The organism is Jiella sonneratiae, assembly GCF_017353515.1.
GTDB lineage: Bacteria > Pseudomonadota > Alphaproteobacteria > Rhizobiales > Rhizobiaceae > Jiella > Jiella sonneratiae.
The window spans coordinates 96,099-108,395 of the sequence record NZ_JAFMPY010000010.1 but is presented as its reverse complement, the minus strand read 5'-3'; the positions used below and the strand labels follow the sequence as shown (position 1 = coordinate 108,395).

Sequence of the window (12,297 nt, the reverse complement as noted above, 5' to 3'; positions counted from 1 at the left end):
GGGCGTCGTGCTCCCTTGCCCGCGTCTGCCGGACGCACATTCTTCCCCGTCGGAGCGCGACCGGCCGTTTCCGGCAGTTCGGCCCAGCCCGCAACGATCGCCCTAACTATTGCGTCGCAACGCCCCGATCAAGCGAAGCGCGTCGGCGAGGCCGGTTTTCGCCGCCCGTTCCCGGATTCCGACACCGGCCTTCGTCACACAGAGTTGACGCAGGGAGATGGTTGCACGGCCGGCAATTCCGGCGAACGCTGCCCTGAAGGCCGCAAGAAAATGCGGCGACACCGGGAGGGCGGAATGTTGAAGGGGCTCGTCTTTGCGCGCGGGTCGGGCGCCCTGCCCTCGCGCGTTGCCGCCGACATCCTGCGCTTCGACGCCGCCAGCGAACGTCTGACCGGCTGGGTGCAGTTCGCCCTCGCTCTGTTCCTGCTCGGGCTCTACTTCGTGGCGCCGAAGCCGGTCGATTCGATGTCGCAGAGCCTCGTGCCGGTCGGTCTCGGCACCTATCTCGGCCTGACGCTGCTCAGGCTCTATCTGTCGCACCGCGCCGCCCTGCCGCGGCTCTTCCTCTTCGCCTCGCTGCTCGTCGACGTCGCGCTCCTCTATGCGCTGATCTGGTCGTTCCACCTGCAATACGGCCAGCCCCACGCCTTTTCCCTGAAGGCGCCGACGGTCCTCTACGTCTTCGTGTTCATCGCGCTGCGGGCCCTCAGATTCGATCCGATCTGGGTCCTTCTCACCGGCCTCGTCGCCGCCTTCGGCTGGCTCGGCCTCGTTCTTCTGGCGATCGCCAGAGACGGCAGCGGCGCGATCACCCGCAGCTTCGTCGACTATGTCGACGGCACCCGCATCCTCATCGGCGCCGAGATCGACAAGATCGTCGTCATGGTCGCGGTCTCCGCGATCCTCGCCATCGCCGTCGCACGAGCCCGGACTTTGGTGACGAAGACCGCCCGCGAACAGGCCGAGCGGGCCGAGATCCGGCGCTTCCTGCCGGCTCCTGTCGAGGCGGCGATCACCGCCTCGAAGGAGGCGATCGTCGCCGGCGAGGGCGTCGAGCGCAACGCCGCCATCGTCGTCCTCGACATCCGCGGCTTCTCGGCCTTTGCCGCCGGCCGCGACCCGAAGGAGGTCGTCGCCGCGCTGGTCTCCCTGCACGCGATCGTCGTCCCGGTCGTCGAGAAGCATGGCGGCATCGTCGACAAATATCTCGGCGACGGCATGCTGGCGACCTTCGGCGCGGGGCGCGAGAGCAAGACGCCGGCCGCCGACGCGCTCTCGGCCCTCGTCGAGATCGTCGAGGCGGCAGCGGAATGGACCGAGGAGCTGCAGATGGCGACGGGCTCGCGCCTTGCGGTCAACGGGGCGGCGACGGCCGGGCGGGTCATTTTCGCGGCGCTCGGCGACGAGGCGCGGCTGGAATACACGGTGATCGGCGAGGCCGTGAACCTCGCCGCCAAGATGGAGAAGCACAACAAGGTCGAGGCGACGGCGGCGCTGACGACGGCGGCGACGCTCGAGGCGGCGATCCTGGAAGGCTATCGCCCGCCGCGCCTGTTCCGTCATCTGCCGGACTGCCGGGTGGCCGGCGTCGCCGAACCGCTGGGCCTGGTCGCCGTGGCGTGAGGCCGGGCATGCATCCGCCGCGTCAAAGCGGGAGGCGCTGCGCTTCGCTCTCATCAGCCGGGCCGCTCTCCTCGCCTGCGCATGATCTTTTTTGGAAAGCCGGTCCCCACCTTTCGGGATCAATGCGTCAGGGCAGCTTCTGATCGAGCAGCAGCACTTCGGAATAAAGATGCGAGACGTCGCCGGGCGAAACGTCCTCGGAGCGGTACCACCGCGGCAGCGGGATCGTCTCGATCGTGCCGGGATCGTCGCCCGGATCCATCATCCGCCGGTCGATCGACAGGACGGCGTTCTCGCCGACGGTGACGAGGTCGGCGATCGCCGCCGCATGGGCGGAGAGGAAGCCGCGGTCGGAGGCGTGGAGCACCTCGTGATAGGCGACGGCCGCGCCCTTCAGCTTGCGCTGCCAGACCAGCCACGTCGCCCGCCCCGCCTGCCTTGCCGCCCCGTCCGGCGCGGCCGCGCATGGCGCTTCGACGACGCCGTGGTGGATGTCGAGGCCGTGATGGTCGTCGAGGATCCTGCGCTCGGCCTCCGACAGCCGCTCGCGGATCTCGGCCGGGTCGCGGACCAGCCGGAGCCCGCCGTCGCCCTGCCCCGGCCGGAACAGGCTGCGGCGCTCGTCGAGGATCGAAAAGCCCAGCGCCCGGATCTTGCGGCCGGTCGCGCGCCGCGCGGTCATCGTCTGGTAGGTGACGCCCGCTCGCGCCATTCCGGCGCGCAGCAGCTCGTCCCCGACCCCGGTGCCGCGATGCTCGGCCGTCAGGTACCAGGAGGAGAGATCGCAGAAGCGGCGCATGCCGCCCGCCGTCGGGCGGTCGGAATAGATCGTGCCCATGAATCCGACGACGGCGGCGCCGTCCTCGACCAGCCAGCCGCGCTCGGCCTCCGGCGGCCGCCACGGATAGTCGAGGAGGAGCCGCCAGGTCTCGGCCGGGATCTTCCGGTTCATCCGCTCGTGCAGCAGGGCGGCGACCGCCTCGACGTCGCCATCTGCGGCCGGCCGCACGCGCGCCGCCATCTTCAGCGCACCGGCGCTTCGGCGACGAGCGTGGTGATCGGCTGGAAGCGGATCGCCGGATGCGATCCGAGCCGGCCGAGCAGGCGCTCGAGGAACGACCAGCTCGCCTCGTCGTGGTCGAGATGGTGGGTCAGGATGCCGAAGGGCTCGTCCGGATCGGTGCGGGCGAGCCGGCGGTCCTCCAGCCGTTCGGCGAACAGCCGGATCAGCTTCTCGGCGCCGGCGAAGGCCGGCCCGCCCTTCCAGGTGAGAAGATCGAGATGGGCGTTGATCGCGGCGCAGCGCGGCGGCAGGATCAGCGGCGCGCCGTCGCTCGAACCGGCGCCGCCGCGGCCGGCGTGGTGCCGCGGGCCGAAACTCGACAGGCCGAGATAGCCCTCCTGGGCAAGGCTCGCGGCGACGCCCGGGTCGATGCGGTTCCACGGCGGCACGAGCACCGGCAGGAAGCTCGCCCCGAAGGTGCGCATCAGGCCGCGCATCCCGTCGCGCAGTTCGGAAAAGACGTCCTTGGCGGCGCGGTCGCCGCCGCATTCGACGGCCCGTCCGCCGGGCGCCGCCTGGTTGATGTGGGCATAGCCGTGCTGCAGCACCGTCAGCCCCGGCGCCGAAAGCGCCCCGACGAGATCCGGCTGCATCCGCGCCGGCACCGCGGCGATCGCCAGGGGCAGGCGGTGCCGCCTCGCCATCGCGACGAGCCGCGTCAGCTGCGGCGTCGCGGCGACCGCGTCGTCGTCGCGCCACCACAGGGACACCGTCCGGCCCGCCGCCGACCACTGGTCCAGTTCCTGGTCGAGTCCGTCGAATGACTGCATCGCTCTTCCGCCACCGCCGCCCGCACCGAGCGTATCCGGCCGCCCTCTCCCTCGTCCATCGATCGCTGCCGCTCGCGCGATCGGCTCTGCCCGTTCCATTGCCCGGTTGCCGCAGTGACGCGATCCGGATGTTTCCCGCCAAAGCGAAACCGAAGTGAAACCAGATCGACCGCTCGCGAAAGAGAAGTGAAATCCGCGGCGTTTATTTTGCCATCCTCCCGACCGGTCTTCCCGCTCGGGCCTTTCACAGGTCTGGATACCTCCATGAGCACGCTTTGCGAACCCCTCTCGGCGCGCCGCAGCGTTCCGCCGGCGGCGCGCATCGGCGCCCCGCGGATGAAGGACGCGGCGCTCTTCCTCCTGCGCCGGCTGCGCGCGCCCGCGCGGCTGCGCCTGGAAAGCCTGGACGCGGCCGATCCCGGCATCTGCGACGACCTCGGCTTCTCGCCGGCGAGCACCTTCGCCGACCGGCGCATGCGGGTCTCCGGGCACGAGCGTCTGCAGGCGATCCGCGCGGCGGAATTTGCCGCCGGCTACTCGCAGCGGCGCGCCGGCTGACGCGAGACCGCCCGCCGGCGCCGGTGCCCGGCCGCGCCTTCTTCCGGGCGACCGGCACCATCGATTTGCGACACCGGCCGGCCGCCTCGCATCGGCCCTGGGGGCGGCCGGGGCGCGCGCCGACCGTTTCGCCGCGACATCTGCTGGTCCAAGAGCTTACGCTCGGTTATGATCCGTCGTAGACCGTTAGCCGAAGAACGAATTTCCACGCCGGGGTCGTGATCGACCGGACGACGAACGACGGAGCCATGACGACAGATTTCCTCGAATTTGCCGAGTCCGAGGACGCGGTGGCCCAGACGCCGGTCAAGGCCGGCTGGAAGCTCGCCGTCATCGACGACGACGAGGCGGTGCATCAGGGCACGCGGTTCGCGCTGCAGCACTTCGCCCTGCACGGCTACGGGCTGGAGATCATCGGCGCCCATTCGGCGCGCGAGGGGCTGGAACTCCTGAAAGCACATCCCGACACCGCTGTTGTGCTGCTCGACGTGGTGATGGAGACCGAGGACGCCGGCCTGAGGCTCGCCAAGGCGATCCGCGAGGATTTGAAGAACGAACTCGTGCGCATCGTCCTGCGCACCGGCCAGCCGGGCCAGGCGCCGGAACGCCAGGTCGTCGTCGACTACGACATCAACGACTACAAGGCCAAGACCGAGCTGACCGCCGACCGGCTGTTCACGACGCTGACGGCGGCGCTGCGCGGCTACGACCAGCTGAAGCGCCTCGACGACACGCGGGTCGGCCTGGAGATGATCGTCGGCGCCTCCGCCTCGCTGTTCGACGACCGGTCGCTGAAGACCCTGGCGCACGGCGTCCTCATCCAGATCAGCGCGCTGCTCGAGATCGAGACCGACGGCATCCTGATCATGCGCGAGACCGCCGGCACCTCGCCGCTGGTGCTCGCCGGCCTCGGCAAGTTCGAGACCTTCGAGGAGAGCGGCGTCGACCGCAGCGAGCTATTCGCGGCCGCGGCCGCCGCCGCCGGCCGGCCGATCCGCCAGGACGGCCTCGTCTGCCTGTTCGTCAAGACCGGCAGCGGCGCCGAGATCCTCGTCGCGCTGGCGACGGAGAGCGAGCTCTCCGAGACCCAGGTCTCGCTCGTCTCGGTGTTCTCGGCAAAGCTCGCCATCGCCTTCGACAATGCCCGTCTCTACGACGAGCTGCGCAAGGCCAACGAGGAATTGGAGGAACGCGTCGCCAAGCGCACCCGCGAGCTTGCCTCCGCCAATGAGAGGCTGATGGCGCAGGGGGCGCTGCTGAAGCGCGTCAACGCCTTCAAGAACGAGATCCTCGGCACCATCGCCCACGACCTGAAGAACCCGATCGCGGTGATCCTCGGCAGGGGCGAGATGCTGACGAGCCTCACCGAATCGCTGGAGGGAACGCTGCGCGAGCGCTTCGCCAGACAGGTCGACCACATCCGCGCCTCCGCCGAACGGATGACCCGCATCGTCGAGATGTCGATCGCCGACGCGCTCGCCGACGCTCTCGACATCACCGTCGACAGGCGGCGCGTCGATCTTTCCGCGATCACCCGCGCCACCGCCGAACTCAGCCGGGCGCTCGCCGAGAAGAAGCAGCAGCGCCTCGACGTGACGGTGGAGGGCCCGCTGCGCGTCACCGGCGATCCGGACCGGCTGGCCGAGGCGATTGACAATCTCGTCAGCAACGCAATGAAGTACGCGCCCGTCGGCGGCACCATCAAGGTGGAGGCCGCGCGTGCGGGCAACCAGGCGAAGGTGACGGTCTCCGATTCCGGGCCCGGCCTCGAAAGCCAGGACATGGTCCGGCTGTTCGGCCGGTTCCAGCGGCTGTCGGCGCAGCCGACGGGGGGCGAGAGCTCGACCGGGCTCGGCCTGTCGATCGTCGCGAAGATCGTCGAGCTGCATCAGGGCGAGATCGTCGTCGCGGAAAAGGGTTCGCTCGGCGGCGCCACCTTTTCGATCCTGGTGCCGCTCCGGGAGGCAGGCTGAAGCGATGGTGGAACCAAGGATTTTCGTCGTCGACGACGAGCCGGAGACGCGGGAACTCATCGGCGACTATCTCGCCATGAACGGCTACTGCACGCGGCTGCTCGAAGGCGGCGCGGCGATGCGCGACCAGATGGCGCTCGAGCGGCCCGACCTCATCGTCCTCGACCTCAACATGCCCGGAGAGGACGGTCTGTCGATCGTCCGCCGGCTGAAGGCCGAGACCGACGTCCCGGTGATCATGTTGACGGCGACGGCGAGCCTCGTCGACCGCGTCGTCGGGCTGGAGCTCGGCGCCGACGACTACCTCGCCAAGCCGTGCGAGCTGCGCGAGCTGCTCGCGCGGATCCGCTCGGTGCTGCGCCGCGCCGGCGGCCCAGCCGTGCCGCGCGAGGCGGAGCCGGCGACGCCGCGCCGCGAGATCCGCTTCGGCACCAAGTGGCTCGATCTCGACGCCCAGTCGCTGCGCGGCGAGGACGGCGACGAGCAGCCGCTGGTCCACAGCGAATTCTCGCTCCTCAAGGCGTTCGCCGAAAATCCCCGGCGGGTGCTGTCGCGCGAGCGCCTGCTCGATCTCGCCAGCGCCCGCGACAGCGAGCCGTTCGACCGGGCGGTGGACGTCAGGATCACCCGCATCCGCCGCAAGATCGAGCCGGACCCCGGCAAGCCGACGGTGATCCGCACGGTGCGCGGCGCCGGCTACATGTTCTCGCCCGACTGAGCCCCGCCGCCGGCGCCGCTGCGGCGGGGCCGGGCCCGGACCCGTCGTGCCGTCTCGAAGCGGGCGGCCGTGCGTGACGCAGGAACGCCGCGGTTCGGCCACACTGCGCCCCATCGACGAAATGCGCGCGAAACAGTCGTGACATATGAGCCGGAGGCCTTGCGGGCGGCTGCGGCGGGACCCGCGACGCGAGGGCGGGTGGGTTTACGGGCACGGCGTTTTCGATAGGATGAGGCGGTTTCGTTTCCAAGCACTGGCGACGCCTGGCGTTGAGGCGGGGCCGGCAGCGGGCGGGTGGCGATGGACGCCCTGACCGCTCGCGTCGCACCCCTTCCCGCCGCGATCGACATCGCGCTTTCGGGAAAGGCTGGCGGCATCTTCCGGCTCACGATTACGCGCAGGGTGTTCCTCGTCGGCGCGATCCCGATCGTCTTCGCCGTGATCCTCGGCGTCGTCTCGATGCTGTTGTTCGACCGCGCCGACGGCGCGCGGCGCGACGCGCTGATCGTCTCCACCGCATTTCGCAACGTCGTCCTGGCGATGGGCGCGCGCGACGACTATCTCGACGCCGCTCCGGCCTCGCGCAGCACCCATCTCGGCGCCTTCATGGCCAATATCGGCGCCGCGACGACCGGCCTTGCGGAGATCGGCGCCGAGACCGACGACCCGGACAATGCCGACGCGATCTCGGCGACGATCGGGGCTCTCGAACGCTTCCGCCGGGCGATGGGCGAACTCGAGATCGCCGTCGACGCGAACGACCAGCGGGCCCGTTCGATGGAAGCGCGGCTCGACCGGCTGATCACCCTCGCCGAGGAGGCGCGCGGCCGCCAGCAGTCCGCCAATTCCGGCGTCGTCGAGCAGTTGCGCAAGAGCGATTCGACGCTGGGCAACGCGCTCGACCTCGCGGCGGCGGCCGTGGCCATGCGCCAGGCCGTTCTCGACCGCTGGGTGCGCCGGCTAAGGGCCGACGCGCCGCCGACGCTCGCCGGGGCCGCCCCCGCCGCCGGGACGGCCGGACAGCCGGCCGCCGCGATCGTGCCGGCACAGGACGACCATCTCGCCGACGCCCGGCTCGCCAATGCGGCCGAGACGTTCCGCGCCGCCTTCCGTGCCGCGGGCCGCGGCGAAAAGCTCGCCGGCTTCGACGAGAAGCTCGCGCAGTTTCGCGCCGGCAACGAGCCGGATGCGCTGGTCGCTTTCCTCGACCGCTGCCTGAAGGTCGACGGCAGCGCCGTCCAGGCCTCGCAGCAGTCCTTCGCGGGGCTTCTCGACAGCGTGGTGGCGGCGCAGACCGCGGAACAGGCGGCCCAGAACATCGCGGTCGAGACCATCCGGCTGTCCGAACGCACCCGCGAGGCGATGCGCCGCCGCGACGGCGGCGCGATCCAGGCGACGATCGCCGGCAACGACAGCCTGCGCGAGGCGATCGCCGGCCTGCCGATCTCGCCGCTCGTCCAGTCGGAGATGCTCGACGCCCTCGACGCCTGGCGCCGGGCGCTGTCGGCCGCCCGAGACGGTCTCGCCGCGCAGGACGCGATCCTGAGGCGCATGGCCTTCGCCTCGAGCGGCATCGTCTTCGAGGTCTCGAACCTCAACGCGACCCTGTCGAAGAACGCCGACGCGACGGGCCGCGCGGCGCGCCAGATCCTCGCCGTGAGCGCCGCGATCTGCCTGATCATCGCCTTGGCATTCGGCCTCGCCGTGGCGCGGTCGATCACCCAGCCCCTGAAGCGGCTCCAGGAGGGCATGCTGGCGCGCGCCGCCGACCCTGCCGGCGGCCCGTTGCCGGAGGCCGACCGCGGCGACGAGATCGGCCGCATGACCCGCGCCACCAACCATTTCCTCGCCGAACTCGGAAAGCGCGAGGCGGCGCTGCGCGTCGCCAAGGACGAGACGGAGCGGGCGCTCGCCGAACTCAAGCGCACCCAGAGCAACCTCATCCAGAGCGAGAAGCTCGCCTCGCTCGGCCAGCTCGTCGCCGGCATCGCCCACGAGATCAACACCCCGCTCGGCGTCGCGGTGACCACCGCGACCGTGATGCGCGAGGAGACCGAGCGGTTCCGCAAGGCGACCGCCGAAGGCAAGGTGACCCGACAGGCCTTCGACGACTTCATCCGGCGCACCGGCGAGGGCGCCGATCTCGTCGACGCCAATCTGGAGCGGGCGGCCGGGCTGGTCAGCAGCTTCAAGAAGGTCGCCGCCGACCAGGCGAGCGGCGAGCGGCGGTCGTTCCGCATGGACGAGTTCGTCACCGACCTGTTCCGCAGCCTCGGCCCGCTGCGCAAGCGCTATCCCCACGAGGTCGCGGTCGACTGCGAGGAGGACATCGCGATGTCGACCTATCCCGGCGCGCTCTCCCAGGTCCTCACAAACCTGTTGACCAACAGCTATGCCCATGCCTTCGGGCCGGGCGAAAGCGGCCGGATCGACGTCGGCATCCGGCGCCACGGAGACGACCGGGTGCGCATCACCTTCGCCGACGACGGCCGCGGCATCGCCGGCGAGAATCTCGCCCGCATCTTCGACCCGTTCTTCACCACCGGCCGGGGCTCCGGCTCCACCGGCCTCGGCCTGCACATCGTCTACAACCTCGTCACCGTGACCCTCGGCGGCGTCATCGTCGCCTCGAGCGAGCTCGGCGGCGGCACGCGCTTCGTCATCGACGTTCCGCGGGTGCGTCAGGCGCCTGCCGCGGCGGAGGCGGCAGAGGCGACGGAGGGCGGGCCGAAGCCCGCCGGGCCCACCCGGGAAGCACGCCCGAGCGAGGAGGCATTGTCGTCGTGACGTCCGGCAAGAGCTGTCTCGCCGCCGCCCTTCTCGCCGCCGTGTCGTTCCTGGCACAGGGGGCGGACGCGAAGACGCTGGTCTTCTGTTCGGAGGCGAGCCCCGAGACCCTGTCGCCGTCCCGTGCGGCATCGAGCGTCGCCATGGACGCAATCCGGCAGATGTTCGACACGCTCGTCGCGGTGGCGCCGGGATCGACCGAGATCGTCCCCTCGCTCGCCGAGAGCTGGTCGATCTCCGACGACCGCAGGACCTACACGTTCCGCCTGCAAGGCGACGTCAGCTTCCAGTCGAGCGAGGCGTTCAAGCCGACGCGGCCGATGAACGCCGCAGACGTCGTCTTCAGCTTCGACCTGCAGCGTCCGGACAGGACGGCGGAAGCCGGGGAATTCGCCGAGTTCCGCGGCGACGGGATCTGGAAGAACGTCGAATCCGTCGAGGCGGTGGACGATCGCACCGTCCGCTTCCGGCTGAAGGCGCCGTCGGCGCCCTTCCTCGCCAGCCTCGCCATGCCGTTGAACGCAATCCAGTCGGCCGAATACGCCCACAGCATGCGCCAGCAGGGAACGCCGGAGCGCTTCGTGGACCGGCCGATCGGCACCGGGCCGTTCCGCCTCGCCGACTATCGTCCCGGCATCGCCATCCGCTACCAGGCCTTCGAAGGCCATTGGGACGGCCGCCCGCCCCTCGACACGCTGGTCTTCTCGATCACCCCGTCCGCCGCCGCGCGGCTCCAGAAGCTGAGGAGCGGCGAGTGCCACGTCGCGGCCGCACCGGCCCCGGCGGACGCCGAGGCGATCGCCGCCGACGGCGCGCTGCGGCTCTTGTCGACGCCGGGGCTGACCCTCGGCTATCTCGCCGTCAATACCACCCGCAAGCCCTTCGACGACGTGCGCGTCCGCCGCGCCCTGACGATGGCGATCGATCGCGAATCGATCCTCGCGGCGATCTATCCGGGAACCGGCACCCTCGCCACCGGCCCGCTGCCGCAGGCCTCCTGGGCGAGCGACGGCGCGGCGGCGGAGGATGGCTACGACCCGGCGGAGGCGCGGCGCCTGCTGCTCGAGGCGGGGGTCACCTCCGGCCTCAAGGTCGACCTGTGGTATCCGGCCGAGAACCGGGCCTACAATCCCGACGCCAAGCGCATGGCGCTGATGGTCGCCGCCGACCTCGAACCGCTCGGCATCAAGGTCGAGCAGAAATCGGCGCCCTGGGAGGAATACTGGCGCAGGCTCATGGACGGCGAGACCACCCTCGCCTTCGCCGGCTGGATGGGCGACACCGGCGACCCGGACGATTTTGCGGCGACGCTCCTCAGCTGTTCGGCGGCAAAGCCCGGCGGCACCAACATCGCCCGCTGGTGCGACGCGGGCTACGACCGCCTGATCGAAAAGGCCCGGCAGGAGACCGACCGGAGCGTGCGCGCGGCGCTCTATCGCGAGGCGCAGCAGATCTTCCGGCAACAGGCGCCCTTCGTCCCGATCGCCAGCCCCGAACAGCTGACGGCGATGCGCGGAACGGTCGAGAACTACGTCGCGAGCCCGCTCGGCTTCCACGACTTCTCGGCGGTGGACCTTGCCGACTGACGCCGGAAAGGCGGCGAGGGAGCGAAGGAGGCGTAATCCCGGCATCGCCGGACGCTTCGCGGCGCCGATCCCGACGGATCGCAGCCGGGGCGCCCCTCAGGCGAGGCCGAGGACGCGGATCACCGCCGGGCCGAGGATGACGGCGAAGAGCACCGGCAGGAAGAACATGATCATCGGCACGGTGAGCTTCGGCGGCAGGCCGGCGGCCTTCTTTTCCGCCGCATTCATGCGCATGTCGCGGTTTTCCTGGGCCATGACGCGCAGCGCCTGGCCGAGCGGCGTACCGTAGCGCTCGGCCTGGATCAGCGCGGTCGCGACCGACTTGACGCCGTCGAGGCCGGTGCGCGCCACGAGGTTCTCGTATGCGGTCTTGCGGTCCGGCAGGAACGACAGCTCGGCCGTCAGGAGGATGAGTTCCTCGGCGAGCGGGATCGACTGGATGCCGATCTCCTCGGCCACCCGGCGGAATGCCGCCTCGATGGAACTGCCGGATTCGACGCAGATCAGAAGAAGGTCGAGGGCGTCCGGCCAGGCCCGCATGATCGACTGCCGCCGCTTCGAGGCGGTGTTGTTGACGAGGATCACCGGGACGTAGAAGCCGAAATAGGCGACGAGCAGGAGGACGAGGATGCGCGCTGCCGCCGGCCAGGTGGCGAGCAGGCCGAAGCCGAAGATGTAGAACGAGGCGACGGCGAGAAGCACCAGCGGGATCGTCACCCGCGCGAACAGGAACATCGTCAGCGGCCGCTGGCCGCGATAGCCGGCAGCCCGCAGGTTGGCCACCGTCTTGTCGTCGACGAGCGCCTTGCGCAGGTTGAGCTGCTCGACGACGAGGCCGGCGATGCCGCGGTTGTCGGCCTGACGCAGGCCGCGGCTGCGCTCCTTCTCGGAGGCGAGGCGCGCGCGCTCGCGGGCCCGGATCTGGTCGCGCTCCAGCGCCACCGCCTTCATGCGGGTCTTCAGCTTGTTGCCGCCGAGCGCCGGCAGCGCGACGGCGAGCAGCGTCGTGAACACGCCGATCGCGACGATCGCGGAAAGCACGATCTGGCTGGAAAGGCCGAAGGTCTCGAGGATGTCTTCCATGGCGGGCGGCCTTCACAACCGGCGTTCGGATCGGGCGGCCGCGAGGTGTCTCGCGACACGCTCCGGCACTTTGGTTCTCCGCATCGGGCCCCGGGGCGGTCGCTGCCGATCCGCGGGCCGATGCTGCAGGTCTCGA

General features: G+C 70.5%; 9 protein-coding genes. 6 read left to right on the top strand and 3 right to left on the bottom strand.

All coding sequences use genetic code 11. The features are described from left to right. Nucleotides 1–294 precede the first annotated feature (294 nt). A complete protein-coding gene (locus tag J1C47_RS11790) occupies nucleotides 295–1,623 on the top strand; it encodes an adenylate/guanylate cyclase domain-containing protein (protein ID WP_207350962.1) in 1,329 nt (442 codons plus the stop codon). Nucleotides 1,624–1,750: 127 nt separating this feature from the next. Here the strand turns inward: J1C47_RS11790 and J1C47_RS11785 are convergent, their stop codons facing one another. Then, nucleotides 1,751–2,644 (bottom strand): GNAT family N-acetyltransferase, encoded by an 894-nt coding sequence (locus tag J1C47_RS11785; protein WP_207350961.1) that lies wholly within the window; start codon nucleotides 2,642–2,644, stop codon nucleotides 1,751–1,753. A gap of 2 nt (nucleotides 2,645–2,646) precedes the next feature. After that, the gene (locus tag J1C47_RS11780) at nucleotides 2,647–3,456 is read right to left on the bottom strand and encodes a polysaccharide deacetylase family protein (protein WP_207350960.1); all 810 of its coding nucleotides are present in this window, start codon (nucleotides 3,454–3,456) and stop codon (nucleotides 2,647–2,649) included. A 264-nt stretch (nucleotides 3,457–3,720) separates the two neighbouring features. Here J1C47_RS11780 and J1C47_RS11775 point away from each other — a divergent pair, with 264 nt between their 5' ends. The 5 genes from J1C47_RS11775 to J1C47_RS11755 all read left to right on the top strand — a co-directional run bounded on the left by J1C47_RS11775 (nucleotide 3,721) and on the right by J1C47_RS11755 (nucleotide 11,078). After that, a complete protein-coding gene (locus tag J1C47_RS11775; RefSeq protein WP_207350959.1) occupies nucleotides 3,721–4,014 on the top strand; it encodes a hypothetical protein in 294 nt (97 codons plus the stop codon). A 248-nt stretch (nucleotides 4,015–4,262) separates the two neighbouring features. Beyond that, nucleotides 4,263–5,987, top strand: coding sequence for a hybrid sensor histidine kinase/response regulator (locus J1C47_RS11770; RefSeq protein WP_207350958.1), 1,725 nt, complete (start codon nucleotides 4,263–4,265; stop codon nucleotides 5,985–5,987). Between the two features lie 4 nt (nucleotides 5,988–5,991). Next, complete coding sequence (locus J1C47_RS11765; RefSeq protein WP_207350957.1) at nucleotides 5,992–6,705, top strand: response regulator; 714 nt, start codon at nucleotides 5,992–5,994, stop codon at nucleotides 6,703–6,705. Between the two features lie 300 nt (nucleotides 6,706–7,005). Next, entirely contained in the window at nucleotides 7,006–9,492 is a 2,487-nt protein-coding gene (locus J1C47_RS11760; RefSeq protein ID WP_207350956.1) for a sensor histidine kinase, read from the top strand. Continuing rightward, on the top strand, nucleotides 9,489–11,078 hold the full coding sequence (locus J1C47_RS11755) for an ABC transporter substrate-binding protein (protein ID WP_207350955.1): 1,590 nt from the start codon (nucleotides 9,489–9,491) through the stop codon (nucleotides 11,076–11,078). The genes J1C47_RS11760 and J1C47_RS11755 overlap by 4 nt, the downstream gene beginning before the upstream one ends. A 96-nt stretch (nucleotides 11,079–11,174) precedes the next feature. Here J1C47_RS11755 and J1C47_RS11750 read toward each other — a convergent pair whose 3' ends face one another. Beyond that, the gene (locus J1C47_RS11750) at nucleotides 11,175–12,161 is read right to left on the bottom strand and encodes a type II secretion system F family protein (RefSeq protein WP_207350954.1); all 987 of its coding nucleotides are present in this window, start codon (nucleotides 12,159–12,161) and stop codon (nucleotides 11,175–11,177) included. Nucleotides 12,162–12,297 lie beyond the last annotated feature (136 nt).

What these genes read in the sequence shown, in the direction of transcription:
- J1C47_RS11790 (WP_207350962.1), top strand. Translation starts at nt 295, where the DNA reads ATGTTGAAGGGGCTCGTCTTTGCGCGCGGGTCGGGCGCCCTGCCCTCG.
- J1C47_RS11775 (WP_207350959.1), top strand. Translation starts at nt 3,721, where the DNA reads ATGAGCACGCTTTGCGAACCCCTCTCGGCGCGCCGCAGCGTTCCGCCG.
- J1C47_RS11765 (WP_207350957.1), top strand. Translation starts at nt 5,992, where the DNA reads ATGGTGGAACCAAGGATTTTCGTCGTCGACGACGAGCCGGAGACGCGG.
- J1C47_RS11780 (WP_207350960.1), bottom strand. Translation starts at nt 3,456, where the DNA reads ATGCAGTCATTCGACGGACTCGACCAGGAACTGGACCAGTGGTCGGCG.
- J1C47_RS11770 (WP_207350958.1), top strand. Translation starts at nt 4,263, where the DNA reads ATGACGACAGATTTCCTCGAATTTGCCGAGTCCGAGGACGCGGTGGCC.
- J1C47_RS11750 (WP_207350954.1), bottom strand. Translation starts at nt 12,161, where the DNA reads ATGGAAGACATCCTCGAGACCTTCGGCCTTTCCAGCCAGATCGTGCTT.
- J1C47_RS11785 (WP_207350961.1), bottom strand. Translation starts at nt 2,644, where the DNA reads ATGGCGGCGCGCGTGCGGCCGGCCGCAGATGGCGACGTCGAGGCGGTC.
- J1C47_RS11760 (WP_207350956.1), top strand. Translation starts at nt 7,006, where the DNA reads ATGGACGCCCTGACCGCTCGCGTCGCACCCCTTCCCGCCGCGATCGAC.